The 24,580-nt window shown below is 68.2% G+C and carries 20 protein-coding genes; 6 read left to right on the forward strand and 14 right to left on the reverse strand.

Translation table 11 applies throughout. The features are described 5' to 3' along the window. Window positions 1-2 precede the first annotated feature (2 nt). The 7 genes from HMPREF2914_RS21375 to HMPREF2914_RS21405 all read right to left on the reverse strand — a co-directional run bounded on the left by HMPREF2914_RS21375 (window position 3) and on the right by HMPREF2914_RS21405 (window position 10,665). A complete protein-coding gene (locus HMPREF2914_RS21375; RefSeq protein ID WP_023091705.1) occupies window positions 3-455 on the reverse strand; it encodes a hypothetical protein in 453 nt (150 codons plus the stop codon). Further along, window positions 448-1,797: a phosphatase PAP2/dual specificity phosphatase family protein gene (locus HMPREF2914_RS21380; RefSeq protein WP_023091704.1), complete on the reverse strand. Its 1,350-nt coding sequence runs from the start codon at window positions 1,795-1,797 to the stop codon at window positions 448-450. Before HMPREF2914_RS21380 ends, HMPREF2914_RS21375 begins: the two co-directional genes overlap by 8 nt. Further along, entirely contained in the window at window positions 1,797-3,557 is a 1,761-nt protein-coding gene (locus tag HMPREF2914_RS21385) for a bifunctional alpha/beta hydrolase/class I SAM-dependent methyltransferase (protein ID WP_023091703.1), read from the reverse strand. The genes HMPREF2914_RS21380 and HMPREF2914_RS21385 overlap by 1 nt, the downstream gene beginning before the upstream one ends. An 89-nt stretch (window positions 3,558-3,646) precedes the next feature. Then, window positions 3,647-4,282, reverse strand: a complete 636-nt coding sequence (locus HMPREF2914_RS21390) for a CDP-alcohol phosphatidyltransferase family protein (RefSeq protein ID WP_009314143.1) — start codon at window positions 4,280-4,282, stop codon at window positions 3,647-3,649. Window positions 4,283-4,416: 134 nt separating this feature from the next. Next, window positions 4,417-8,082: a translocation/assembly module TamB domain-containing protein gene (locus HMPREF2914_RS21395; RefSeq protein ID WP_022580464.1), complete on the reverse strand. Its 3,666-nt coding sequence runs from the start codon at window positions 8,080-8,082 to the stop codon at window positions 4,417-4,419. After that, entirely contained in the window at window positions 8,079-9,818 is a 1,740-nt protein-coding gene (locus tag HMPREF2914_RS21400; RefSeq protein WP_023091702.1) for an autotransporter assembly complex protein TamA, read from the reverse strand. The genes HMPREF2914_RS21395 and HMPREF2914_RS21400 overlap by 4 nt, the downstream gene beginning before the upstream one ends. A 133-nt stretch (window positions 9,819-9,951) precedes the next feature. Next, the gene (locus tag HMPREF2914_RS21405) at window positions 9,952-10,665 is read right to left on the reverse strand and encodes a GNAT family N-acetyltransferase (protein ID WP_021264878.1); all 714 of its coding nucleotides are present in this window, start codon (window positions 10,663-10,665) and stop codon (window positions 9,952-9,954) included. A gap of 144 nt (window positions 10,666-10,809) precedes the next feature. On the opposite strand from HMPREF2914_RS21405, the gene xthA reads away from it, so the two are divergent. Beyond that, window positions 10,810-11,622, forward strand: a complete 813-nt coding sequence (gene xthA, locus HMPREF2914_RS21410) for an exodeoxyribonuclease III (RefSeq protein ID WP_003089983.1) — start codon at window positions 10,810-10,812, stop codon at window positions 11,620-11,622. Between the two features lie 107 nt (window positions 11,623-11,729). On the opposite strand, the gene HMPREF2914_RS21415 is transcribed toward xthA, so the two are convergent. Next, window positions 11,730-12,161: a VOC family protein gene (locus HMPREF2914_RS21415; RefSeq protein WP_003139067.1), complete on the reverse strand. Its 432-nt coding sequence runs from the start codon at window positions 12,159-12,161 to the stop codon at window positions 11,730-11,732. A 94-nt stretch (window positions 12,162-12,255) separates the two neighbouring features. Between HMPREF2914_RS21415 and HMPREF2914_RS21420 the strand changes: the two genes are divergently transcribed. The 4 genes from HMPREF2914_RS21420 to HMPREF2914_RS21435 all read left to right on the forward strand — a co-directional run bounded on the left by HMPREF2914_RS21420 (window position 12,256) and on the right by HMPREF2914_RS21435 (window position 15,965). Continuing rightward, the gene (locus HMPREF2914_RS21420) at window positions 12,256-13,170 is read left to right on the forward strand and encodes a LysR family transcriptional regulator (RefSeq protein WP_078452307.1); all 915 of its coding nucleotides are present in this window, start codon (window positions 12,256-12,258) and stop codon (window positions 13,168-13,170) included. A 59-nt stretch (window positions 13,171-13,229) separates the two neighbouring features. Beyond that, a complete protein-coding gene (locus tag HMPREF2914_RS21425) occupies window positions 13,230-14,624 on the forward strand; it encodes a substrate-binding domain-containing protein (RefSeq protein ID WP_031278507.1) in 1,395 nt (464 codons plus the stop codon). A 149-nt stretch (window positions 14,625-14,773) separates the two neighbouring features. Then, window positions 14,774-15,817: a TerC family protein gene (locus HMPREF2914_RS21430; RefSeq protein WP_003104462.1), complete on the forward strand. Its 1,044-nt coding sequence runs from the start codon at window positions 14,774-14,776 to the stop codon at window positions 15,815-15,817. Further along, window positions 15,774-15,965, forward strand: a complete 192-nt coding sequence (locus HMPREF2914_RS21435) for a hypothetical protein (RefSeq protein WP_003089995.1) — start codon at window positions 15,774-15,776, stop codon at window positions 15,963-15,965. Before HMPREF2914_RS21430 ends, HMPREF2914_RS21435 begins: the two co-directional genes overlap by 44 nt. A gap of 42 nt (window positions 15,966-16,007) precedes the next feature. Here the strand turns inward: HMPREF2914_RS21435 and HMPREF2914_RS21440 are convergent, their stop codons facing one another. After that, the gene (locus HMPREF2914_RS21440) at window positions 16,008-17,237 is read right to left on the reverse strand and encodes an acyl-CoA dehydrogenase (protein WP_003089998.1); all 1,230 of its coding nucleotides are present in this window, start codon (window positions 17,235-17,237) and stop codon (window positions 16,008-16,010) included. Between the two features lie 173 nt (window positions 17,238-17,410). On the opposite strand from HMPREF2914_RS21440, the gene HMPREF2914_RS21445 reads away from it, so the two are divergent. Further along, window positions 17,411-18,343: a LysR family transcriptional regulator gene (locus tag HMPREF2914_RS21445; RefSeq protein WP_003090000.1), complete on the forward strand. Its 933-nt coding sequence runs from the start codon at window positions 17,411-17,413 to the stop codon at window positions 18,341-18,343. A 117-nt stretch (window positions 18,344-18,460) separates the two neighbouring features. On the opposite strand, the gene HMPREF2914_RS21450 is transcribed toward HMPREF2914_RS21445, so the two are convergent. The 5 genes from HMPREF2914_RS21450 to HMPREF2914_RS21470 all read right to left on the reverse strand — a co-directional run bounded on the left by HMPREF2914_RS21450 (window position 18,461) and on the right by HMPREF2914_RS21470 (window position 24,542). Then, window positions 18,461-19,588, reverse strand: a complete 1,128-nt coding sequence (locus HMPREF2914_RS21450) for an acyl-CoA dehydrogenase family protein (RefSeq protein ID WP_023981035.1) — start codon at window positions 19,586-19,588, stop codon at window positions 18,461-18,463. Between the two features lie 28 nt (window positions 19,589-19,616). Then, window positions 19,617-20,807 (reverse strand): acetyl-CoA C-acyltransferase, encoded by a 1,191-nt coding sequence (locus HMPREF2914_RS21455; RefSeq protein WP_003108823.1) that lies wholly within the window; start codon window positions 20,805-20,807, stop codon window positions 19,617-19,619. 17 nt (window positions 20,808-20,824) lie between these two features. Continuing rightward, entirely contained in the window at window positions 20,825-21,592 is a 768-nt protein-coding gene (locus HMPREF2914_RS21460; RefSeq protein WP_003090005.1) for a 3-hydroxyacyl-CoA dehydrogenase, read from the reverse strand. Between the two features lie 19 nt (window positions 21,593-21,611). Beyond that, on the reverse strand, window positions 21,612-23,279 hold the full coding sequence (locus tag HMPREF2914_RS21465; protein ID WP_023091700.1) for an acyl-CoA synthetase: 1,668 nt from the start codon (window positions 23,277-23,279) through the stop codon (window positions 21,612-21,614). A gap of 177 nt (window positions 23,280-23,456) precedes the next feature. Next, window positions 23,457-24,542, reverse strand: a complete 1,086-nt coding sequence (locus HMPREF2914_RS21470) for an AraC family transcriptional regulator (RefSeq protein WP_023091699.1) — start codon at window positions 24,540-24,542, stop codon at window positions 23,457-23,459. Window positions 24,543-24,580: the final 38 nt, after the last annotated feature.

The raw sequence follows: 24,580 nt of genomic DNA on the forward strand, positions 1-24,580 counted from the left end.
CTTCAGGTTTGAGCGTTGAATAGAGGGATCGACAACAGGCACGACAAGGCCAGCAGGAACTGGGCGCCACAGGCCAGCGCCTGCCAGCGTAGCAGGCGCAGGGCGCCGCGGCTGCGCTGGTTCCAGGTGCGCTCCGCGGCGTCCGCGCGGGCCAGGCCGAGGTCGGCCAGGGCCCGGTCCAGGTCTTGGGTCTGCGCTTCCAGCCTGTCGCCGACGCGGCTGAAACGTTCGAATAGTTCGGCGTCCAGGGCCACTCGCAGCGCCCAGTACTTCTGCCACAGGCCGAGCATGGCGATCGCCAGCATCGCCTCAGCGAAATAGCGCCAGCCGATGCCCTGCACGGCCTGGTACAGGCCCAGCCCGATGGCCAGCAGGGTCAGTGCGGCGGACAGCCGGTCAAGCTCGCGGCCACGGCGCAGCAGCGCCGCCACCAGGGCCAGGGATTGCTCAGGCATGGCGCACCTCGCCCAGTTCCGCCGATGGCTCCGGCACGCTCCCGCTCAGCGCCGCGAGGGTCCGCCGCTGGGCCTCGCCCAGCAGCACTTGCGGTCGCGCCCGGCGTAACACCGCCACGGCCGACTCGACGTCCGCCGCGCGGCCGCTGAGCAGCAGCCAGGCGGCGACCAGCGTGGCGCTGCGCGAATAGCCCAGGGCACAGGCCACCAGCAGCGGCCCTTGCGCCAGCAGTTCGTCGATCAGCGCGGCGGCGCGCCGGCAGTCCCCGACGTCCGGCGCGACCAGGTCGAGCAACGGCAGGCTGCGATAGGCCAGCCCCTGCGGCTCGCAGGAAAGTTCGGCGGTAGCGTCGAGCAATGCGCGGAAGCGGCCGTCGGCCAGTTCCGCGGACGACGGCAGGCGCCCCAGCCAGAGGCCCGGCAGCACCTCGTCCGGCTGCGGCCGGCGACGGGTCCAGAGCCAGGCATTGATCCGCGCGGCAAGCAGATATGGCGCCAGCAGCCAACGCGCGGCGGCGCTCAGGCGGCCAGTGCTGCCCTTCTGGAAGCCGGCGGCGCCGAACAGCAGGTAGTTCAGCGCCACCAGCGCCAGCGCCAGCGCCGGCCAGCACAGCCACAACGCCGCACCACCGACGGCAAAGGCGACGGCGGCGCAGGCCAGCGCGCCGAGGCCGTAGCGAGCAGCCAGCCGCCGCCGTTGCCGGTCGCGGCTCAGGCTGGCGCGGGCGAACGGCGCGGGCTGCGCCTGCGGCCACAGCCAGACGCACAGCCAGCCGGCCAGCGCACCGGTGGGCACGTCGATGAAATGGTGCTGCCAGGTGGTCAGCACCGACAGCCCGATCAGCGCGAACCAGCCATGCAGCAGCCAGCGCCAGGCGCCGCTGGCGTAGCGCGCGTAGCAGACCCAGAGCACTACCAGCAGGGCGATGTGCAGCGACGGTGCCTGGTTGTACGGTTTGTCGAACCCCATCAGCACGTCGAACAGCCAGCCGAACACGCCGCCCAGTTCCGGCCGTTCGAAGGTGAAGCGCAGGGGGAACAGCAGGAAGCAGGTCACCGACAGCACCTGGGCGCTGAGCAGGCGCAGGCAGTGGGTGTCCAGCTCGCGCTTGTCTCGCGGCAACAACAGCGACAGGCCGTAGAGCAGGTCGATCGACCAGTACGGCAGGATGGTCCAGGGCCACAGCGGCATCCCGCGTTCCCAGTCGAAGACCAGGCTGCCGACGTCGCCGCGCTGGCTGGTCAACCAGTTGGCCAGGCCATAGCTGGCGAAGAAGAACGGGCCGAGGAACAGCAGCCAGAGCACCGCCCGCTTCAGTACCCCCGGCTCGCGCGGCGCCATCAGCGGGCGACCTTCTGCGCCAGCGATACGCTGAAGATGCCCCACTGGTCGACCCGCTGGGTGATCTTGCGGAAGCCGGCGGCGGCCACCAGTTGGTCCATTTCCGCCTGGGTCCGGCGCCGCATCACCCAGGCCTGGCCCTGGCGGTGGCTGGTCAGCGCGCGGGCGATCAGTTCCAGCTGCGGGTGCCAGGGCTGTCCGGTGTAGACCAGGTAGCCGCCCTCCTCCAACGCCTCGCCGAGGCCGGCGAGGGAGTCGCCGACCATGCGGTTGTCGGCGAACAGCTCGTAGAGCCCGGAAACCACCCCGAGGCTCGGCTTCGGTTGCAGCGCCGCCAGGTCGGCGCGATCGAAGGCGTCGCCCTTGACGAAGCGGGCGATGCCGGCGAGGCCCTTGCTTTCGATCAGGGCGCTGCCGTCACGCACGTTGATCTCGCTGTAGTCGCGCAGGAGGATGCTTTCCGGCAGCGGCTCGACGCCTTGCAGGGCTTCGAGGATGTAGCGGCCGTGGCCGGCGGCGATGTCGACGATGCGCACCTCGCGCTGCTCCTCGCGCAACCGCTGCATGGCCAGGCGCAGCAGATCCTCGGCGTGCAGCTTGCGCTGGCGGATGCCGCGCCAGCCGATGGAGTCCAGGTAGTTGCGGTCGATCAGGCGACCCAGCGGGCCGCTGCCGCTGGGCTGGTTGCGGTAGACATAGTCGAGGGTGCTGCCGGAATCGAAACCGGTGTCGAAGCCCAGCTTGACCCCGTCCGACCACAGGCTGCCCAGGCGCAGGCCGGCACGGGTGGCGCGCCAGTAGAGATCGCGCGGCGAGTTCTTCGGCAACGGCGCGGCCAGCGCCTCGGCCTCGGCGCAGGTATGACCCAGGCGGTCGGCATCGAGCAGGCTCGGTCGTTCTGGGACCGTGGCGAATGCCTCGAGGAGGAAGCGCCGGGCACGGCCGACGGCCAGGTGACGATCGCGCTCGCCAAGGGTGTCGTGGAAGAAGCCGGGCAGGATGTGCTTTTCCTTGCGCAGGCTGCCGAGACGCTCGAAGAAGCGCTCCTGCGGCGCACGATGGACGACGAAGTCGGCCCCGGAAATCAGCAGTTGGGTGGGAATCTGGATCGCCTGTGCGTCCGCTACCACCCGCTCGGCAGCTTCGTAGAGGCCGAGCAGGACGTTCACCGAGATCGCCTTGGCGATCAGCGGGTCGCTGTCGTAGGAGGCGATCCGCTGCGGGTCGTGACTGAGGAAGCGTGCCTTGACATAGCTGTTGACGAAGAAATTGCCGCGCCACAGGCGCATCAGTTTCAGCCCGCTGCGGGCGAACGGCACGTAGAGCTTGACCTGGAACGCCGGCGAAGCCAGCACCAGTGCGCGCACCTTCGGCGCGTAGTCGTGGGCCCAGGTGGCAACCAGCACCGCGCCGACGCTCTGCGCCACCACCGCCATCCGCTCTTCGGCGATACCGTGGACGGCCTGGATATGGTCGACGAAGGTCTGTACGTCGCGCACGCTGGTGGCGAAGCTCGGGCTATCGCCGCGGGCGCCTGGCGAGAGGCCGTGGCCACGGGCGTCCCAGGCGAAGAAGTCGTGTTCCGGCAGGTCGAGTTCGTCGACCAGGTGGGCGATCCGCCCGGAGTGCTCATGGCCGCGGTGGAACAGCAGCACCGCCTGGCGCGTGCCGTCCGGCGCCGGGCGGCTGGCCGGCCAGTGGCGGTAGAAGAGTTCTACCCCGTCGTGGGTGGTGAAACGCAATTCCTGTACGTCGCGCATGTGATGTCCCTATGTCGTTGCCCCGGCCGGGAACCCGGCGGGATTGCTTCCTGCGGGCGCCCACCTCCATGGCGTTCGCCCATTCCCGCTCAGGCCTGGTCGTCGCGGCCCCGCCGACTCGCGGCCAGCTCGGCCAGGCCCTGGCGCACACGGTTGCCGATGGTCAGCAGCAGCAGGGCCGCGATCAGCAACATCAGCCAGTCGATCCAGGCCAGCGGCAACAGGCCGCTGGCCACCCCGGCGCCGATCACGCCGAAACACAGCGCCCGGTCGCTCTTGCCCATCGGGCCGTCGTAGCGGCGCGAAGCGCCGACCATGGTGCCCAGCGCACCGGCATATTCGCTGATCACCGCCAGCAGCACCACCAGCACCACCCACAGCGGATTGACTCCCGGCAACAGGGCGAACGGCAGGTACAGGCCGCTGTCGGCGATCACGTCGGTGAGTTCGTTGAGGTAGGCGCCCAAGTCGGATTTCTGGCCGAACTCGCGGGCGAGCATGCCGTCCACCGCGTTCAGCGCCATGCGCAGGAACATCCACAGCGGAACGAGGGCGAACAGCCAGAGATGGCTGGCGAAACCGGCGACCAGCGCGCCGACCAGCAGCGACAGCAGGCAGGCCGCCAGGGTCACCTGGTTGGCAGTGATGCCGCGCTGGTAGAGGCGCTGCACGCCGGGACGAAGAAGATTCTGAAAGCGCGGTTTGAGTTGATAGACGGAAATCATGTCAGCCAGTCCTTGTGCCGAGTTGCTTCGGGCACCGACCTGGCGGTCGGCGCCCGCTCCATTCTACGACGTCGATGCGCCGCTAAAAGTGACACACTTTTATGCGTTACGCATGGCCCGTATCAGCGCATCCGTCAGAAATCGCGCTTGAAGAACAGGTCCAGCGAACTGGCCAGGCCGCTCGCCGCTTCGAGATAGAGGCGTTTGGTCAACTGGTAGCGCAAGGCGATGGTATTTGCCGGTTCGAACACTCCAACACCATAGCGCAGGCTGAGCTTGTCGGTGATATTCCCGCTGGCGACCACGCTGGTGCTGTTGCCGGTGCCCTCGGTGTCCAGCTGGAAGTCCTGGATGCCGAGCTGCTTGGCGATTTCCCCGGTGAGCGGTGCGCTACCCGCCAGGCCCAGGGCCAGGGCCGCCTCGCCGAGCATGTTGCTGTCTTCGCCGGTGCTCATCGGCCGCCCCAGCACCAGGTAGGACAGCGCCTGCTCCTGGCTCATCGCCGGTTCGGAGAATACCGCGCTGGTCGGCTGCTCGGCGCTGCCGGTCAGGCGCAGGCCGGCGACCACATCGTCGACCCGGCGGATCGCCTCGATATCCAGGTACGGCTGGTCGATCGGTCCGGCGAAGAACAGCCGCGCCCTACGGATCGTCAGGCGCTGGCCGTAGGCACGATAGCGGCCCTTGTTCAGGTTCAGCTCGCCGCGGGTATCCAGGTTGTCGCCGATGTGCAGGTGGCCGGCCAGTTCGGCGCTGAGGCCGAAGCCGGAGAACGCCAGCTTGTCCTGGCCGACCTCGACATCGATGTCCATCTTCATCTTCAGCGGCTGCTGCTCGGGCTGCTCGGAGCCGACGATCACCGCGTCGTCGGAGACCTTGACCGTCGATGGCGGCAACTGGCGGATGGTGATGTCGCCACGCGGCACCAGGACCTTGCCGGAGATCGCCAGCTCCTGGCCGGCCATGCCGATCTTCAGGTCCGGTTCAACCTCCAGTTGCGCATAGGGATCGACCACCACCGGCAGGCGGTTGCCACGAATGTTCAGGGCGACGTTCAGCGCCTCGCCCCAGCTCAGGTTGCCGGACAGGCTGCCCTGGCCGTACCTGCCGCTGCGCCAGCCGCCGCCGAGTTCCAGGCTTTCGCCAGCGATGCGAGCGTCGAGGGAAAGGTTCTCGAAGCTGGTCGGCAGCTCGCCGCCGCCGATGTTGCCGTCGCTCAGCGTCACCCGTCCGTCGACCCGCGGCGCCAGCAGGCCGCCGGACAGCCGGCCGCTGCCGTTCAGCCTGCCTTGCAGTTTCTCCACCATCGGCACGAACGGGCGCGCCACCGACAGGTCGAGGCCGGCCAGGCTGAACTCGCCGCTCAGCGGCTTGCTCGCCGGGCGCGGGTCGATCTGCGCCTGCACCCGCAACTCGCCGAGCTTCGGTCCGCGGAAGTCGAGGGAGGTATCGACGCGGTTGGGCGCCAGCCGGCTCTCCAGGCGCAGGCTGTCGTAGCCGACGTCGACCCACTGGCCCTGGTCGCGCAGGCGCAGCGTACCGCTGCCGGCGTCCAGGCTGACCACGCCGCTCGGGCCGCGGGCCGGAACGTCCAGTTGCAGGTCGCCGTTCAGCTTGCCCTGCCAGGCGAAATCCTCGGGGAACCATTGCTTCAGGCTGTCCAGCGGGAAGTCGCGCAAGGTGTAGCGCAGCCGCGGCTCGGGCAGCAGGCGCTGCTCGCCGCCGCAGAGGCTGGCGGCGCCGGATACCCAGCAATGTGCGCCGAAATTGACCTTGCCGTCGGCCAACCGCTCCAGGCGCGCCGGCTGCTGTAGCTTCCAGTCCTGGCCGCCGCTGCTCAACTCGCCGCGCGCCAGGCGACCGCGCCAGTTGCCGCGCTCCAGTTGCCCGTCGAAGGCCAGGCCGAGCTTGAGCAAGGCACCTTGCAGGTCCAGTTCCAGTTGTTGGCGGCGTTGGTCGCCGCGGGCATTGGCCTTGAACAGGCCGAGATCGGTTTCGCCGCTGCGCAGGCCGGAAGCGACCAGTGCCAGGGTGCCGTTCTGCCGGGCATCGAGGTTCGCCTGCAGGTCGAGGCCGGCGATGCGCTGCTCGGCGTAGGCGATCTGCTGTCCCTTGAGGTTCAGCCTGCCTTGCGGCGCCGCGAGGCTGCCAGCCAGGTCGAGGCGTCCGTCGAGGCGACCGAAGAGTTGCGGCCAAAGCTGGCCGAGACGGTTCAGGGCGATGTCCAGGCGGCCTTGCAGGCGCTGGTCGAGCGCCCCGCTGCCCTGCACCTTGTTATCCCCCAGGCGCAGGTCGAGGTTGCCCAGCGTCCAGCGCTGCCCCTCGCCTTCGGCGCGCGCCTGGAATAGCGCCGGCTGGCCGCGCAGGCGGCCCTTGACGTCGAGATCCACGCCCAACGCCAGCCGCTCGTCGCGAACACTTCCCTGGCTGCGCAAGGGACCGGCCAGTGAACCCGGCAGCTCGGCGACCCAGTACGCCGGGTTCAGTTCGCTGAGCTGCAGGGCGGTATCCCAAGCCACGCCATTGTCGAAACGCAACGTCACCCGCCCCTCGGCCTGGCCTTGCCCGGCGCGGAGCTGCAGCGACGGCAGGTTGAGCTGGACGAGGTCGCCGGACACCGGACTGGCCAGCGTGAAGTCGCCCGCCGGACCGCTCGCCGCCGCGCTGAAATTGCCCAGGTAGCGCTGGTCCTGGTAATGCACTTCCGCCTTGAAGGTCTTCAGCGTCACCGGCGGCGGCTCCGCCAGCGGATACAGGCGCAGCCAGGGGAAATCCTTCCAGTCCAGGGTCGCGTCGGCGGCCAGGCTTTCGCGCCAGTCCAGGCGTCCGACCAGCTCCAGGCGCTGCTCGCCGCCAGCGTCCAGGCGCAGTTGGCGGATATCCGCGCCCTGGGCGTCGACCCGCCCGTCCAGGCTCAACGCCACCGCCCCGCCCTCGCCCGGCAGGCTGGCGCCGCCGCGGATCAGGTAACCGCTCTTGAGATCGCCGCCGGCATCGAGCTGGATGGCATTCAGGGTCAAGGTGTCCGGTAGTCCGGCCGCACCCTTGAAACCGTCGGCGCGGATCAGCAATCGTGCCGGCAGGTTTTCCGCCAGCGCCTGCAACTGTCCTTCCAGGCTGCCGTCCAGGTAACCGCTGCTGCGGCCTTTCAGGGTCAGCGCCTGCTGCAGCTCACCGCCGACCTGGACGGCCAGCTTCCACGGCTTGCCTTCGGGAGCGGGCAGGCCGAGCGTGGCTTCGGCCTGCAAGGGCCAGTCGCCGCTCGGCTGCAAGCGCCCCTGGAGCGCCAGGTCCAGGCCGAAGCCCCGCGCCGTCAGCGAGTCGATGTGCAGGCCGTCGGCCAGCCAATGGGCCGCCAGCTTGAGTTCGGCGACCTGCTGGTTGCCGTCGAGCAGGAAGCTGCCGACCGCCACTTCGCCGAGTTCGATGCTCAGCGGCAGTTTCAGCGTCGGCAGGCTGATCGGCCCGCTGTCGGCGCTGTCGCCGCTCGGCGGCAGGTCCAGCGCGACCCGTTCGGCGGCCACCCGCTGCAAGCACAGGCGCAGCCCCGCCAGGCAGGCCGGCGACCAGCGCAGTTCAGGCCGTTCGACGACCAGTTGCGTACCGTCCTGCGCCCAGGACAGCCGCTGTGCCTGCCAGGCGCCACCGAGGCGACCCTCGAAGCCGCTGACCTGCAGGCCCGGCACGCGGCCGAGCAGCCAGGCGCTGCCGGCCTGGGTGCCGAGCAGCGCAGCGAGTCCCAGGAGCAGCGCGAGGAGCAGCCCGACGATGGCCAGCAAGGTGATCTTCAGCGCCTTCACAGTTCTGGCCCCATGGAGAAGTGCAGGCGGAAACCGCCGTCGTCGTCGAGCGCATGGGCCAGGTCGAGGCGCAACGGGCCGACCGGCGAGACCCAGCGCACGCCGAAGCCGACCCCGGTCTTGATCGACGGGAAGTCCAGCGAGTTGAAGGCGTTGCCCTGGTCGACGAAGGTCGCCAGGCGCCAGCGCTCGGCCAGCGGATATTGATACTCGACGCTGCCGGCGATCATGTAGCGGCCGCCGATCTTGTCGCCATCGGAATTCTCCGGCGACAGCGTCCGGTAGTCGTAGCCGCGCACGCTCTGGTCACCGCCGGCGAAGAAGCGCAGCGAGGGCGGGATCGACTTGTAGTCGTTGGTGGCGATTCCGCCTACCTGCAGGCGGCCGAGCAGGCGATGGCCGCCGGCGAAGCTGGTCAGGCCCTTGGCCATGGCGTCGACATGGAGTACGTCGGCGTCGGCCAGCAGGCCTTCCTTCGCCCCCTTGACGTTGAACTGCAGGCGGTAGCCATGGCTGGGGTCGACCTTGTTGTCGGTCTCCAGCAGCGAGTAGCCGATCCCCGGCATCAGGAAGCTGCTCAGCCCGGAGTCGTCGCCCAGCTTGTACTCCTCGCGCATCCAGTTCAGCGAAACCACCCGCTGCCAGCCATCGGGCTGCTTGCTGTGCCATTCGCCGCCAAGGGTCAGCAGCTTGCTCTCGGTGTCGACCAGGTCTTCGAACTGGTAGCCGCTGGTGAAGCGCAGCTTGTCGGTGAGCGGCGGATCGAGGGGAATCTCGTACCAGGCGCCGACGTTCTGCCGTGGTGCGGAGATTTCCGACTCGAATCCCAGGCTATGCCCTTCGGCATTCACCCAATGGCGGGTCCAGTTGAACCTCGCGCGCGCCCCGACGTCGGTCGAGAAGCCGAGGCCGACGCCCATGGTCCGGGGCTTGCGCGCCTCCAGCCGGACCGCTACCGGGATCGCCTGGCGCGCGCCGTCGGCCTGCGCCTGGGTCGGCGCGGCGTCGACCCGCACGCCCTCGAAGTAGCCGCTGGATTGCAGGTTCTGGTTGAGTTCGGCGATCAGTTCGGAGTCATAGGGTTGGCCGGCCTTGAACGGCACCATGCGGCGCAACAGTTCTTCCTCGATGATCGAGTCGCCGTCGAAGCTCACCTTGCCGAAGGTGTAGCGCTGGCCGCTGTCGTAGACCAGGTCGATGTCGGCGATGCCGGCGCGCGGATCGATGCTCAGGCGCTGGGTGCTGAAGCGGCCCTGGAAGAAGCCGTAGCGCGAGGCCTGGTTCTGGATCAGCCGCTTGGCGTCCTCGTAGACACCCTGGTTCAGCTTCGCGCCCGGTTTCAGCTGCTTGACCGACGGCAAGCGGAAGCTCTCCAGGCTGGCGGCCTCGCCGAGCACCTGGATGTTCACCTGGCGCAGGCGCACGGGCTCGCCGGGCACTACCTTGAGCGTGAGCTTCGGCGGCTTGCCATCCTTCACCTCGCTGTCGATCTGCGCCTGGAAGTAGCCGAGCGCCTGGGCCGCCTTTTCCGCCTGCGCCTCGGCATTGCGGCGGAAACGTTGCAACGCCGCCTCGTCCCGCTCGCCGAGGCTACCCACGTAGGCCTCGATATTGGCCTTCAGGGCGGCATTGGCGGGGGTGACGCGCACGCTAAGCTGGCTCTCCGCGAAGGCGGCCGTACTCAGGCACAGCAGCCCGGCCAGCGGGAACCGGAACAATCCTTGAGTCAGTCTCATGGCGCGGATGCTACGCAGGCGGGTGGCGCGCGTCCAGATTTGCGCGGACGCCGCCGACCACCTCCTGACATTCGGGTTTTATGACGCCAAGCGCCTGACAGGCATGGCTTTTCTCGCGCGTCCGGGGGAACGCTCAGGTCGCCGCCGGCGTCTCGCCAGGATGCAGGAGGACGTGCTCGCGCACCGCTCCCAGCGTCACCTCGCCGATCTCGCGGTAGCCGTGCCGCTGGTAGAAGTCCAGGTAGCGCGCATTGCCGGTATCCAGGACCAGCCCCTGCGAAGCGGAGTCCTCGGCGCACCAGCGCTGCACGGCCGCCAGCAACTGCTCGCCGATCTGCCTGCCCTGGTATTCGGGATGCACGCCGAGCATCGGCAACTGGTGGTGGGGGCCGACCGGCAGGCAGGCCTGCACCGCCCGGTGGTAATCCAGGTAGCGCCGGGTCGCGGCCAGGCCGACGCTGAACAGCATGCGCAGGCGCCAGCTCCAGCTCTCGGTGATATCCAGGCGCCGCTGCGGCGGCGTGATCAGGGCCGCCGCGACCAGCCGATCGTCGATGAACAGGCCGATGGCCGGCAACTCTTCGCCCAGATGGCGCTCGACCATCTCCCGGACGCACGCACGCACGCGCTGGTCGTAGCCGGCGCGCTGCGCATCCATCAGGTAGGCGAAGGTCGGTTCGTGGCGGTAGGCGTGGTAGAAAAGCGAGCGGACTTCGCGGCTATAGCCGTCGTCGAGCAGACGGACATCGGTGACCTGATCAGGCATGGAACGCATTCCTTGTCGGCCGCAGGAGCGGCGACACGCACGCTTCGCCACGGCGATTGGTCGAGCGGATGGCCTGGCCATCCCCGTCCGCGGCAGACCACAGGGCCGGCAAGGCGCCAAGCCACACAGCCATCGGGTACCCGGCGGACACTAGCACAGCGCCTCCAGGGTCGCCAGGCATCCCCCGGCTGGGCTAGCATTCCTGTTTTTGCCAGGACGCCCACCATGAAAATCGTCTCTTTCAATATCAACGGTCTGCGCGCCCGGCCGCACCAGTTGGCGGCGCTGATCGAGCGGCACCAGCCCGACGTGATCGGGCTGCAGGAAACCAAGGTCGCCGACGACCAGTTTCCCCAGGCCGAGATCGAGGCGCTCGGCTACCACGTCCACTACCACGGGCAGAAAGGCCACTACGGCGTCGCCCTGCTCTCCCGCCAGGCGCCCCTGGAACTGCACCGCGGCTTCCCGAGCGACGGCGAGGAGTCCCAGCGGCGCTTCATCTGGGGCACCTTCAGCGACGCCCAGGGCAACCCGATCACCGTGATGAACGGTTACTTCCCGCAAGGCGAGAACCGCGAGCATCCGACCAAGTTCCCGGCCAAGCAGCGCTTCTACGCCGATCTCCAGTCGCTGCTGGAGAACAGCTTCAAGCCCGAGCAGGCCCTGGTGGTGATGGGCGACATCAATATCTCGCCGGAGGACTGCGACATCGGCATCGGTGAGGAAAACCGCAAGCGCTGGCTGAAGACCGGCAAGTGCAGCTTCCTGCCGGAAGAGCGCGAATGGCTGGCTACCTTGAAGAACTGGGGCCTGGTCGACAGCTTCCGGGCCCTGAATCCGGAGGTGAACGACCGCTTCAGCTGGTTCGACTACCGCAGCCGTGGCTTCGAGGACACCCCCAAGCGCGGCCTGCGCATCGATGTGATCCTGGCCAGCCGGGTGCTGCAGTCGCGCTTCAAGGACGCCGGCATCGACTACGACCTGCGCGGCATGGAGAAACCCTCCGATCACGCCCCGATCTGGCTGGAACTGGCCTGAGACCCAGCCTAAGGAAAAGGCTCATCCCCGGATGAGCCTTCAGGCGGTCGCTGCCTGGCCCGGGCGATCTCGCCGACGCCCCCCCTATCCGGCGCGCGACCTTTCCCTCAGGCAGGATTGTCCACCCGCGCCCCCTTCAGCTCCACTCGATTGCCGTCCGGATCGAAGAAGTACAGCGACCAGCCGTCGCCCTCGGCGCCGAAGCGGATTTCCGCGGGAACCTGCGGGACCAGGCCGAACCCCTCGAGATGGGCGATCAGCGCGGCCTCGTCGAACGGCTCGATGCGCACGCAGAAATGGTCGACGTTGCGCCCTTCCCCACCCGGCGCCGCACCGCCCTCCCGGCCGAGCGACCCGGACACCGCGACCAGGTCGAGCATCGACGTGCCCAGGCGCAGATGGGCCAGCTCCAGGTCGTCGCGCCACTTCACCACCACGCAACCGAGGACATCGCGATAGAACGCGATGCTGCGTTCCAGGTCGCGGACCCGCAGGACGATGTGATCGAGACGTTCGACGACGAAGGGTTGCATGGTCATTCACCTCTAGAACCGTGGACTATGGCGAGACTTTAGCCAGCACACCCCGGGTTGATAATGCTTTAATCCCTGATTCATTGATTACTGACAGTGAATTATCCCCGTGGATCACCTCACCGCCCTCAAGGTCTTCCGCGCCGTGGCCGCGAATGGCGGCTTCGCCGCCGCGGCCCGGCAGATGAATCTCTCGCCGGCCGCCGTGAGCAAGAACGTCGCCGAGCTGGAAGCGCACCTCAAGGTGCGCCTGATCAATCGCACCACCCGCAGCATGAGCCTGACCGAGGCGGGCGAAGTCTACCGGCAGCGCCTGGAGCGCATCCTCGACGACCTCGAGGCCGCCGACGCCGCGCTCACTTCGATGCAGCAGGGCCCCAGCGGCCTGCTGCGGGTCAGCGCCCCGCTGACCCTCGCCCTCACCTGCCTGACCCCGGCCATTCCGGCTTTTCTCCAGCGTTATCCGGACCTGCGCCTGGAACTGCTCCTGCAGGACGGCCGCCAGGACCTGATCGCCGAAGGCATCGACCTGGCCCTGCGCGGTAGCGACCGGGTTGCGGACTCCGGCCTGGTCGCCCGCCCGCTGCTGATCCTGGAGCACGTGCTCTGCGCGGCGCCGGCCTACCTCGGTCAGCATGGCCAGCCGCTGCGGCCGGAGGCCCTGCGCGAACACGAGTGCATCCGCTTCAGCCTCTCTGGCCATGCCGACCGCTGGACCTTCCGCAAGGGCCGCGAGTGCATAGCGGTGCCTATCGCCGGGCGTTACCGGGTGTCCTCCAGCCTGGCGGTGCGCGATGCCCTGCTCGCCGGCTTCGGCTTGAGTCTGATCCCACGGCTGTACGTACAGGCGGAACTGGCCGAAGGCCGCCTGGTTGAATTGCTGGCTGACTGGAAGGCCGACGAGACGGCGATCCACGCGGTCTATCCATCGCGCCAACTGGCCGGCAAGACCCGGGTGTTTCTCGACTTCCTGACCGAGACAATGGCGCAGGGCCATGATTCCCCAACGCTGTAACCTTAGCGTCACCCGTCTGACTTAATCTCGCCGGCAAATTCCCTTCCCCATAGAAGACGATGCCCGCGATGCCACACCGCCAGCGCGCCAGTGACAAAGACCTCTGGAGCCGTACCCTGAGCCTGGTTTTCCTCGGATTCCTCTGTTACGCCTTCCCCTGGTCGGTATTCGCCGCCCCCTTGCCGATCCCCACGGACGACACGCCGGCGCTGCGCATCCAGGGTTCCAACACCATCGGCGCGAAGCTCCTGCCGGCCCTGGTCGAGGGCCTGATGGAAGAGGAAGGCCTGGAGGATATCCGCCGTACCCCCGGAGAACGGGAAAACGAACTCCATCTGCTCGGCAAGAGCCGCGACGGCCGCCTGGTGAGGGTGGAGCTATCCGCCCACGGTTCGAGCACCGGCTTCGCCGCCCTCCTCGAACGCCACGCCGAACTCGCCGCGGCCTCGCGTCCCGTCAAGGACAGCGAAGTTCGCGCCCTGGCCGGCTTCGGCGACCTGCGCAGCCCATATGCCGAGCAGGTGATCGCCATCGACGGACTGGCGATCATCCTGCATCCGGACAACCCGCTGGCCTCGCTGGACACCGCGCAACTGGCGGCGGTGTTCGCCGGCGAGGTGCGTACCTGGGAAGAACTGGGCGGCAAGGGCGGCGCCATCCGCCTGTACGCTCGCGACGAGCAGTCCGGCACCTACGACACCTTCAAGGAACTGGTGCTGGCCAGTCACGGCAAGAGCCTGGCCAGCGACGCCCGCCGCTTCGAATCCAACGATCGGCTGGCGGCCGCGGTGAGCGCCGATCCGCACGCCATCGGCTTCGTCGGCATCGCGTCGGTGGGCCGGGCCCGCGCCTTGGCCATCGCCGACGGCGAATCGCTGCCGATGGCGCCCCAGGAAAGCCTGATCTCCACCGAGGACTACCCGCTGTCGCGCCGCCTGTTCCTCTACCTGAAGCCCGGCGAGAAGAACCCCTGGGCCCAGGCCCTGGTACGTTTCGCCCAGGGCCCGCGCGGCCAGGCGATCGTCACCCGCAGCGGCTTCGTCGCGCAGAAGATCCAGGCGGTGCAGATCGCACCGCGCCCGCAGATGCCCGCCGAATACCGCAAGCTCGCGGAACAGGCGCGGCGCCTGACGGTGAACTTCCGCTTCCAGGAAGGCAGCGCGCTGCTCGACAACAAGGCACTGCTCGACGTACAGCGTTTGCTGGACTACCTGCGGCAAAATCGGAAGTTGCAGGAGCGCACCGTGCTGGTGGGCTTCGGCGATCCCAAGTCCGACGCCGAGCGCTCGGTCCTGCTTTCGCGCCTGCGCGCCATGGCCGTGCGCCGCGAACTGGCCCGCGGCGGCGTGAGTTTCCGCGAGATCGCCGGCTTCGGCGACGAGTTGCCGGTCGCCAGCAACGACCAGGAACTGGGCCGACAGAAGAACCGGCGGGTGGAAGTCTGGGTCTACTGAACGCTGTAGCACTTTGTAACCTCGCCGTTTTGCCGGCGCCCGGAGCCTGGTTTATTTTTTCCGAGTGACTGCGGGCCCCTCTGACGGTAAGCAATTGCCGCCATGTCGGAGTCACATGACCATCCGACAATTCGAAGCGAGGGGGCCCAATGGCAGCTCTGCATGCATTTCTCACCGAACCGTTCCTCGGTACGGCTACCTGGTTCTGGCTGGCCTTCCTGGCCATCGTCATCGTTCTCCTGGTCCTCGACCTCGGCGTGCTGCAACGCGACCACCACGAAATCGGCGTGCGCGAAAGCCTGCTGCTGTCCGCCGGCTACTTCGCCTGCGGCCTGGCCTTCGGCGGCTGGGTCTGGTACGCCTTCGGCCCCACCAGCGCGGTGGAGTACTACACCGGCTTCCTGGTCGAACAGTCGCTATCGATGGACAACGTGTTCGTCATGGCGATGATCTTCAGTTTCTTCGGCATCCCCCGCCGCTACCAGCACCAGGTGCTGTTCTGGGGCATCCTCGGCGCCATCGTCCTGCGGGCGATCATGATCGGCCTGGGCGCCGCGCTGGTGAAGGAATTCGACTGGATCATGTACGTGTTCGGCGCCTTCCTGCTGTTCAGCGGCGTGAAGATGCTGTTCAACAAGCACGAGGAAGAACCCGACCTGGAGCACAACCCGGTGCTGCGCTTCCTGCGCAAGCACATGCGGGTGACCAAGGAACTGCACGAGCATCACTTCTTCGTCCGCCTGCCGGACGCCAGCGGCAAGCTGGTGCGCTACGCCACCCCGCTGTTCTTCGCCCTGGTGCTGATCGAGCTGGCCGACCTGGTGTTCGCGGTGGACAGCGTGCCGGCGATCTTCGCCATCACCCAGGACCCGTTCATCGTCTACACCTCGAACATCTTCGCCATCCTCGGCCTGCGCGCCCTGTACTTCTCGCTGGCGGCGATGATCCACCGCTTCGTCTACCTGAAATACGCCCTGGCCCTGGTGCTGGTGTTCATCGGTGCGAAGATCATGCTCCACGGTGTGATCGGCAAGATTCCCGCCGGCCTCTCGCTTGGCGTAACCTTCGGCCTGCTGGCGGGCGGTATCCTGCTCTCCCTGCTGAAGACCCGCACGCCGAAAGCCACCGTCGAGGACAAGGCCGAACCGAATGCCGAACACGCTCTGGATCGAACGTCTGGACACCCACGCTGAACCTTTCTGGCGGGTCCGCCTCGGCACGCGTGGGATCTGCTTCCGCAACGAGCGGGCGGCCCGCGAGTTCGCCGCCCTGCTGCACAGCCGTCGCGCGTGGCAGCTGGAACGCAACGCCGAGGAAAAAGGGGCGGACTCCCCGGAATGAAAAAGGCCCGCATCCGCGGGCCTTTCCCCTATACCACAGCCGTCAGCGGCTGCTGCGCAGCATCTCCCTGGGCACGTACTTGCCCAGCTCGAACTTGCCGATCGCCGCGCGGTGCACCTCGTCCGGACCGTCGGCCAGGCGCAGGGTGCGCTGCATGGCGTACCAGTAGGCCAGCGGGAAGTCGTTGGAAACCCCGGCGCCACCGTGCATCTGGATCGCCCGGTCGATCACCTTCAACGCCACGTTGGGCGCCACCACCTTGATCTGGGCGATTTCGCTCTGGGCGATCTTGTTGCCCACGGTATCCATCATGTAGGCGGCCTGCAGGGTCAGCAGGCGCGCCATGTTGATCTCCATCCGCGAGTCGGCGATGTGGTCGATGTTGCCGCCCAGGCGCGCCAGCGGCTTGCCGAACGCGGTACGGCTGACCGCGCGCTTGCACATCAGTTCGAGGGCGCGCTCGGCCATGCCGATGGAGCGCATGCAGTGGTGGATGCGGCCCGGGCCGAGGCGCCCCTGGGCGATCTCGAAACCGCGGCCCTCGCCGAGGATGACGTTCTCGTAGGGCACCCGCACGTTCTCGAACAGCACTTCGGCATGGCCATGCGGCGCGTCGTCGTAGCCGAACACCGGCAGCGGACGGAGGATCTTCACCCCGGGGGTGTCGACCGGTACCAGGATCATCGAGTGCTGCTGGTGGCGCGGCGCGTCCGGGTTGGTCAGGCCCATGAAGATCAGGATCTTGCAGCGCGGATCGCAGGCGCCGGAGGTCCACCACTTGCGTCCGTTGATCACCCAGTCGTCGCCCTGGCGCTCGGCGCGCGCCTCCATGTTGGTGGCGTCGGACGAGGCCACGCCCGGTTCGGTCATGGCGAAGGCCGAGCGGATCTCGCCGCTCAGCAGCGGTTCCAGCCAGGTACGCTTCTGCTCCTCGCTGCCGTAGCGCACCAGCACCTCCATGTTGCCGGTATCCGGCGCGGCGCAGTTGAAGGGTTCCGGCCCGATCAGCGAACGGCCCATGATTTCCGCCAGCGGCGCGTATTCGTGGTTGGCCAGCCCGGCACCGTACTCGGACTCGGGCAGGAACAGGTTCCACAGCCCTTCGGCCTTGGCCTTGGCCTTCAGCTCTTCCATGATCGCCGTCGGCTGCCAGCGGTCGCCCTCGGCGACCTGGCGCTCGAACACGGCCTCGGCGGGATAGACATGCGCTTCCATGAACGCGCTGACGCGTTCACGCAGCTCCTGGACCTTGGGGGAATAGGCGAAATCCATGGGGGATACCTTCTGACGGGTTGGCAGGCGAGGCATCGGACAAAGGCGCTGGTAACGATGCCGGAACAGGGCTTAAGATTTGCCCAGTCTATTTTTTCCGTCCATGAACATTCATGATCCATATGGGGGTCATCCAAGCCCCCAATAACAAGAAAAGTCGCGGAGCCAGTGCCATGAACCTGAACAAAGTCGACCTGAACCTGTTCATCGTGTTCGATGCCATCTATACCGAAGCCAACCTGACCCGCGCCGGGCAGATCGTCGGCATCACCCAGCCAGCCGTATCCAACGCCCTTTCCCGGCTGCGCGAGACCTTCAACGACCCGCTGTTCGTGCGCACCGCCCAGGGCATGGTGCCGACCCCGATGGCGCAGAACATCATCGGCCCGGTGCGCAACGCGCTGCAGTTGCTGCGGGTTTCGGTGCAGGAGAGCCGCAGCTTCGATCCGCAGCAGGCGAACAAGACCTACCGCATCAGCATGACCGACCTCACCGAAGCGGTCATCCTCCCCCCGCTGTTCCAGCGCTTGCGCCGCCTGGCGCCGAACGTGCATATCGAGAGCTTCCTCGCCAAGCGCCGCGAAACCACCAAGGAACTCGCCGCCGGCCGCCTCGACTTCGCCGTCGACGCGCCGCTGAACACCGATCCCCAGGTGCGCCACGTCAAGCTGATGGAGGACCGCTACGTCTGCGCCATGCGCCGCGGCCACCCACTGGCGGGCAAGCCGAAGCTGGCCCTGGACGATTACCTGGGCCTGACCCACATCCATATTTCCAGCCGCCGCAGCGGCCTCGGCTACATCGACCTGGCGCTGGGCAAGATGGGCATCCAGCGCAAGATCGCGCTGCGCTCGCAGCACTACCTGATGGCCTCCACGGTGGTCCAGCAGACCGACATGGCGATGACCGTGCCGGAACGCTTCGCCCGTCACCACGACCTGCACTACGCGGTGCTGCCGGTGAGCGACGTGCCGAAGCTGGAAACCCACCTGTACTGGCACGAGAGCACCGACCAGGACCCGGCCAACCGCTGGATGCGCGAACAGATCATCGAGCTGTGCCAGCAGGTCACCGCGCGCGAGAACAAGGCGGCACAGCCGGCGTGAGCGCCTGCCAAGGGGCGTAGGGCGAACGAGGCCACAGTCGTTTGCTTCCGAGGTGCCTCAGCGCGCCCTCTCCCTGAAGGGAGAGGGCGCCGTTGCGGAAACGACGGATAGTCGCCGCTACAGGCTGCGCGCGATCACCAGGCGCTGCACGTCGCTGGTGCCCTCGTAGATCTGGCAGACCCGCACGTCCCGATAGATGCGCTCCACCGGGAAGTCCTTGAGATAGCCGTAGCCACTGAGGGTCTGGATCGCCGCGGAGCAGACTTCCTCGGCCATTTCCGAGGCGAACAGCTTGGCCATCGAGGCTTCGGTCAGGCACGGCAGGCCGGCTTCGCGCAGGCTGGCGGCGTGGTGGACCATCTGCCGCGCCACGGCGATGCGGGTAGCCATGTCGGCCAGGCGGAAGGCCACTGCCTGGTGCTCGATGATCGGCTTGCCGAAGGTTTCCCGCTCGTGGGCGTAGTCGCGCGCCGCCTCGAACGCCGCGCGCGCCATGCCGACCGCCTGGGCGGCGATGCCGATGCGGCCGCCTTCGAGGTTGGCCAGGGCGATGCGGTAGCCCTCGCCCTCCTCGCCTAGGCGCAGCGTGGCCGGGATACGCAGGTCGTTGAAGGCCAGCTGGCAGGTGTCCGAGGCGTGCTGGCCGAGCTTGTCCTCGATCCGCACCACCTCGTAGCCGGGCGTGTCGGTGGGTACGATGAACGCGCTGATGCCGCGCTTTCCGGCATCCGGATCGGTGACCGCGAAGACGATCACCATCCCCGCGTGGCTGCCCGAAGTGATGAACTGCTTGGCACCGTTCAGCACGTAGTGGTCGCCGTCGCGGCGGGCGCGGGTCTTCAGGAAGCTGGCGTCGGAACCGGCCTGCGGCTCGGTCAGGGCGAAGGCGCCGAGCATCGAGCCCTGGGCCAGCGGACGGAGGAAGCGCTCCTTCTGCTCGGCGCTGCCGAACTTGTGGATCGGCATGCAGCCGACCGAGTTGTGCACGCTCATGATGGTCGAGCAGGCGCCGTCGCCAGCGGCGATCTCCTCGAGGGCCATGGCGTAGGCCAGGTGCCCGGTCTGCGCGCCGCCCCACTCCTCGGGCACCAGCATGCCGAGGAAGCCGAGGTCGGCCATCTCGCGGATCGCCTCGGCCGGGAAACGGTGCTCGCGGTCCCAGTCGGCGGCGAACGGTTTCAGCCGTTCCTGGGCGAACTGCCGCGCCATGTCACGGATCTGGATCTCTTCTTCGCAGGGAATCATCGCGGGTTCCTCTTCTTCACTGCCTGCATCAGCGCAAGCGCTCGACGGCGATCGCGGTCGCCTCGCCGCCGCCGATGCAGACCGCCGCCACGCCGCGTTCCAGGTCGTACTGCTGCAGGGCGTTGAGCAGGGTCACGACGATCCGTGCGCCGGACGCGCCGATCGGGTGGCCCAGCGCACAGGCGCCGCCGTGGACGTTGAGGCGTTCGTGGGACAGGTCGAGGTCGCGCATCGCCGCCATGCCGACCACGGCGAAGGCTTCGTTGACCTCGAACAGGTCGACCTCGCCCAGCGACCAGCCGGTACGCTGCATCAGGCGCTTCACCGCACCGACCGGCGCGGTGGGGAACAGGTTCGGCGCGTCGGCGAACGAAGCATGCCCACGGATCGCCGCCAACGGCGCGAGCCCGCGTCGCTCGGCCTCGGAAAGGCGCATCAGGACCAGCGCGGCGGCACCGTCGGAAATCGAACTGGAGTTGGCCGCGGTCACCGTGCCGCCTTCGCGGAACGCCGGCTTCAGGGTCGGGATCTTGTCCAGCCGGGCCTTCGGCGGCTGCTCGTCGCTATCCACCAGGCGCTCGGTCTTGCCGGCGGTGACCGTCAGCGGCACGATCTCGGCCTGGAAGCGTCCGTCGCGCATGGCTTGCTGCGCGCGGGTCAGCGAGGCCACGGCGAACTCGTCCTGTGCCTCGCGGGTGAAGCCGTAGGCCTCGGCGCAGTCCTCGGCGAAGGTGCCCATCAGGCGGCCCTTGTCGTAGGCGTCTTCGAGGCCGTCGAGGAACATGTGGTCGAGCACCTTGCCGTGGCCCATGCGGTAGCCGCTACGGGCGCGCTCCAGCAGGTAGGGCGCGTTGGACATGCTTTCCATGCCCCCGGCCAGCGCGACCCCGGCGCTGCCGGCGAGCAACGTGTCGTGGGCGAGCATCAGCGCCTTCATGCCCGAGCCACACATCTTGTTCAGCGTCGAGCACGGCGTGCCGCGCGCCAGCCCGGCACCAAGCACCGCCTGGCGCGCCGGCGCCTGGCCCTGGCCGGCGGCGAGCACGCAGCCGAGCACGGCCTCGTCCACTTCGTCGGCTTGCAGGCGCGCCCGCTCCACCGCGGCGCGCACCGCCGCGGCGCCGAGGGTAGCGGCGTTGACGTCCTTGAAGTCGCCGAGGAAGCCGCCCATCGGGGTGCGGACGGCGCTGACGATGACGATCGGATCTTCGCGGGTCATGGGATCTTCCTCCTGTATTAGCGGGCGGCCATGCGGATGGCGCCGTCGAGGCGAATCACTTCGCCGTTGAGCATGCTGTTCTCGATGATCTGCCGGACCAGCGCGGCGTATTCGTCCGGACGCCCCAGGCGCGGCGGGAACGGCACGCTGGCGCCGAGGGAGTCGCGCACCTCCTGGGGCATGCCGGCCATCATCGGTGTCTCGAAGATGCCCGGGGCGATGGTCATCACTCGGATGCCGAAGCGCGCCAGCTCGCGGGCGATGGGCAGGGTCATGCCGACCACCCCGCTCTTCGAGGCGGAATAGGCGGCCTGGCCAATCTGCCCGTCGAACGCCGCCACCGAGGCGGTATTGACGATCACCCCGCGCTCGCCGCCCTCGTCCGGCTGGCCCTGGGACATGGCCTCGGCGGCCAGGCGCAGCATGTTGAAGCTGCCCACCAGGTTGATGTCGATGACCCGGCGGAAACTCTCCAGGGCATGGATGCCATTGCGTCCGAGGACCTTCTCGGCCGGCGCCACGCCCGCGCAATTGGCCAGGCCATGGAGGCCGCCGAAGGCCTCCAGTGCAGTGGCCACGGCCTGGCGGCCGTCGGCCTCGCTGGCGATGTCGGCCCTGACGAAGCGCGCCTGGGCGCCAAGCTCGGCGGCCTTGGCCGCGCCGGCCTCGGCGTTGATGTCGGCCAGCACCACCTTGCCGCCCTGCTCCACCAGCATCTTCGCGGTGGCGGCGCCGAGCCCGGAGCTGCCGCCGGTGACCAGGAACACTCGATTTTCGATACGCACGTCGTTTTCTCCTGCTGAATCAGTTCGCGGCGGCCGCCCGTGGGGCCGCCTCGCGTTGCCGGGCGATCTCCTGGTTGCGCAGGAGAAAGCGCTGGATCTTGCCGCTGGGGGTCTTCGGCAGTTCCTCGAGGAACTCGATCTCCCGCGGGTAGGCGTGCGCCGACAGGCGCTGGCGCACGTATCGCTGCAGTTCGTCCGCCAGTTCCGGCGTCGGCCGGTGGCCGGCGCAGAGCACGACGAAGGCCTTGACCAGTTCGGTGCGCTCCGGGTCGGGCTTGCCGATCACCGCCGCCTCCATCACTGCCGGGTGTTCGATCAGCGCGCTCTCCACATCGAACGGGCCGACCCGGTAGCCAGAGGTGGTAATGACGTCGTCGGCGCGGCCGACGAAGCTGATGCTGCCGTCTTCGTTGAGTTCGACGGTATCGCCGCTCAGGTAGTAGTCGCCGACGAAGGCTGCGGTTTCCAGGCCCTGGTAGCCGGGGAACCACATCAGCGGCGAACGCCGCCGGTCGAGGGCGAGGATGCCCGGCTGGCCGGGCGGCAGTTCGTTGAGATCGTCGTCCAGCACTACCACCCGGTGCCCGGGACAGGCGAATCCGGCGGCGCCGACCCGCACCGGATGCGCCAGGGCATGGTGGTTGCACAGCACCATGCCCAGCTCGGTCTGCCCGTAATGATCGTGGATGGTGGTGCCGAGCCTGTCGGCGAACCAGCGGATCACCTCCGGCGTCAACGGCTCGCCGGCGCTGCTGACCGCGCGCAGGCGCCCCTTCAGCGCAGTTTCCGCGGCCGCGCCGGCGGCCATCAGCAGGCGATAGGCGGTGGGCGATCCGGCGAGGTTGGTGATGCCGTAGTCACGGATGATCCGGCAGGTGCTTTCCACGCTGAACGGCCCTTCGTAGAAGGTGGTCGGATGGCCCATGGCGAGGGGACCGGCGACAGCGTAGTAGAGGCCGTAGGCCCAGCCCGGATCGGCGAGGTTCCAGAAGGCGTCCTCGGGGCGCAGGTCCACCGCCTCGCGCAGGTAGCCGACGAAGGCGAGGATCGCCTTGAGCGGCACCGGCACCGGTTTGGCCAGGCCGGTGGTGCCGGAGGTGAACATCATCAGGAACGGATCCTCGCCGCTGCGCGGAACCGGTTCGAATTCGGCCGGATAGCACTCCAGCTCGGCCCAGAAGCTGAAATCGCCGCGACGGATGCCCTGCCCCTTCGGTCCGCCGACGGTGACGGCCAGAGGCGGATCGGCGAGTTCGTCGAGCTTGTCGCGGTTGGCCGCATCGGTGACCAGCACCTTGCTGCCGGCGGTCGCCACGCGGTGTTCGATGGCCTTCGGGCCGAAGGCGGTGAACAGCGGCTGGTACACCGCGCCCAGGCGCCAGGCGCCGAGGATGGTGACCAGAAGCTCGGGCGTGCGCGGCAACAGGCCGGCGACGCAGTCGCCCGGGCGTACGCCCTGGGCCTGGAGGAAATTGGCGAAACGTCCGGAGAGCGCTTTCAGCTCGCTGAAGGTATAGCTGGCGCGACTGCCATCCTTGCCCTCCCAGAACAACGCGATCCGACCCGGCAGGGCATGCCGGTCGCAGCATTCGACGCAGGCGTTGAGCGCCTGGAGCGTACCGGAAAGCGTGGCGGCGGCGGTCCGCTGCAAGTCGAACCCGGCGGCAGTGGTGGCGTAGTCGCGCATTGCAGGACTCCTCGGCTTGTTTTTGTATGGAGTAGCCGGAATCTTCACGCCGTGGCCGACGCGGGGCAATGTCGAAAGGCTTCAATCTGCCTGAGCGGTTTGGACAATCCGTGCTGGCCGCCTGCCCCGCCGAACCGTTCGCGACATACGGCGGATGACGCTGCGCGGGCATTCACCCTATCGATGGCCGAGCGTTTCGGACAAGACGCCTGACGACTCGGCCGACGCGGTTTCCGCCGCGACCTGCGTCCGGTACTGCCCGGGGGTCGAGCCGGTCCACTTCTTGAACGCCTTGTGGAACGCGCTGCCATCGGCGAAGCCCAGCTCCAGCGCCAGTTCGGCGAAATTCGCCGCGCCGGCGTCCAGCCGCGCGATGGCCAGGTCGCGGCGGACCTGGTCCTTCAGCGCCTGGTAGCTCTGCCCTTCCAGGGACAGCTTGCGGCGCAGGGTCGAGGGCGCCATGAAGAAATGCCCGGCGAGCGCGTCCGCGTCCGGCCAGCGTCCCGGCCGCAGGCTGCGCAGGTAGGCCTTGATCCGCGCCGCCAGGCTCTGCGGATCGCGATAGCGGACCAGGATGTTGGCCGGCGCGCCGAGCAGGAAGCGCCGCAGCTCCCGCTTGTCGCGGCGGACCGGCAAGGCCAGGCAGTCGGCATTGAACAGCAGGCGGCTGAGGGGACGGGAGAAACGCAGGTTGTCGCTGAACATCACCCGGTAGTCCTCGATGTAGTCCGGCTGCGGACAGCGCAGGTCGATGGCCAGGATCGGGATGCGCCGGCCGACCAGCCAGCAGGCCAGGCCATGGGTGATCATCCATAGGGTGAAGTAGGACAGCGCTCGCCCGTACCGGCCCGGCGCCTCGTCGAGGACGATTTCCGCCAGGCCGCCGCGGCGCTGCAGGCGCGGCTGGAAGTCGTCGAACTGCAGGCAGAGGAATCGCAGGATGCCGGTCAGCGCCGGCTCCAGGGTCTGCTCGTGGATCGCGCAGCGGCTCATGAAAGCGAAGCTGCCACTCTTCAGGCGCCGCGAGTCCATGCCGAAGAACTCGTCGTCCATGCGCCGAGCGAGATCCAGCCAGAGCCGCGAATAGGCGTGCGAGGTGACCCGCGCGTAGGGTTTGCCGAGCAGCTGCGGATCGATACCGGAGGCCTGGAGGACCTCCCCCTCCTCGCCGCCCTGCCGGCGCCACTCCACCAGCGCCTCGCCGACCAGGCGCACCGAGATGGTGCCCTTGGTGCTCGCCTGAGTCTCGCCGTCGTTCTTCACCCGCCCCTCTCGCCTCGCTGCGCGCCGCCCACCACCTT

Source organism: Pseudomonas sp. HMSC067G02 (genome assembly GCF_001813485.1).
GTDB classification, from domain to species: domain Bacteria; phylum Pseudomonadota; class Gammaproteobacteria; order Pseudomonadales; family Pseudomonadaceae; genus Pseudomonas; species Pseudomonas aeruginosa.

What these genes read in the sequence shown, in the direction of transcription:
- HMPREF2914_RS21405 (WP_021264878.1), bottom strand. Translation starts at nt 10,665, where the DNA reads ATGGCCAGGCCATCCGCTCGACCAATCGCCGTGGCGAAGCGTGCGTGT.
- HMPREF2914_RS21425 (WP_031278507.1), top strand. Translation starts at nt 13,230, where the DNA reads ATGCCCGCGATGCCACACCGCCAGCGCGCCAGTGACAAAGACCTCTGG.
- HMPREF2914_RS21375 (WP_023091705.1), bottom strand. Translation starts at nt 455, where the DNA reads ATGCCTGAGCAATCCCTGGCCCTGGTGGCGGCGCTGCTGCGCCGTGGC.
- HMPREF2914_RS21415 (WP_003139067.1), bottom strand. Translation starts at nt 12,161, where the DNA reads ATGACCATGCAACCCTTCGTCGTCGAACGTCTCGATCACATCGTCCTG.
- HMPREF2914_RS21380 (WP_023091704.1), bottom strand. Translation starts at nt 1,797, where the DNA reads ATGGCGCCGCGCGAGCCGGGGGTACTGAAGCGGGCGGTGCTCTGGCTG.
- HMPREF2914_RS21455 (WP_003108823.1), bottom strand. Translation starts at nt 20,807, where the DNA reads ATGACCCGCGAAGATCCGATCGTCATCGTCAGCGCCGTCCGCACCCCG.
- xthA (WP_003089983.1), top strand. Translation starts at nt 10,810, where the DNA reads ATGAAAATCGTCTCTTTCAATATCAACGGTCTGCGCGCCCGGCCGCAC.
- HMPREF2914_RS21450 (WP_023981035.1), bottom strand. Translation starts at nt 19,588, where the DNA reads ATGATTCCCTGCGAAGAAGAGATCCAGATCCGTGACATGGCGCGGCAG.
- HMPREF2914_RS21390 (WP_009314143.1), bottom strand. Translation starts at nt 4,282, where the DNA reads ATGATTTCCGTCTATCAACTCAAACCGCGCTTTCAGAATCTTCTTCGT.
- HMPREF2914_RS21385 (WP_023091703.1), bottom strand. Translation starts at nt 3,557, where the DNA reads ATGCGCGACGTACAGGAATTGCGTTTCACCACCCACGACGGGGTAGAA.
- HMPREF2914_RS21445 (WP_003090000.1), top strand. Translation starts at nt 17,411, where the DNA reads ATGAACCTGAACAAAGTCGACCTGAACCTGTTCATCGTGTTCGATGCC.
- HMPREF2914_RS21430 (WP_003104462.1), top strand. Translation starts at nt 14,774, where the DNA reads ATGGCAGCTCTGCATGCATTTCTCACCGAACCGTTCCTCGGTACGGCT.
- HMPREF2914_RS21440 (WP_003089998.1), bottom strand. Translation starts at nt 17,237, where the DNA reads ATGGATTTCGCCTATTCCCCCAAGGTCCAGGAGCTGCGTGAACGCGTC.
- HMPREF2914_RS21465 (WP_023091700.1), bottom strand. Translation starts at nt 23,279, where the DNA reads ATGCGCGACTACGCCACCACTGCCGCCGGGTTCGACTTGCAGCGGACC.
- HMPREF2914_RS21435 (WP_003089995.1), top strand. Translation starts at nt 15,774, where the DNA reads ATGCCGAACACGCTCTGGATCGAACGTCTGGACACCCACGCTGAACCT.
- HMPREF2914_RS21400 (WP_023091702.1), bottom strand. Translation starts at nt 9,818, where the DNA reads ATGAGACTGACTCAAGGATTGTTCCGGTTCCCGCTGGCCGGGCTGCTG.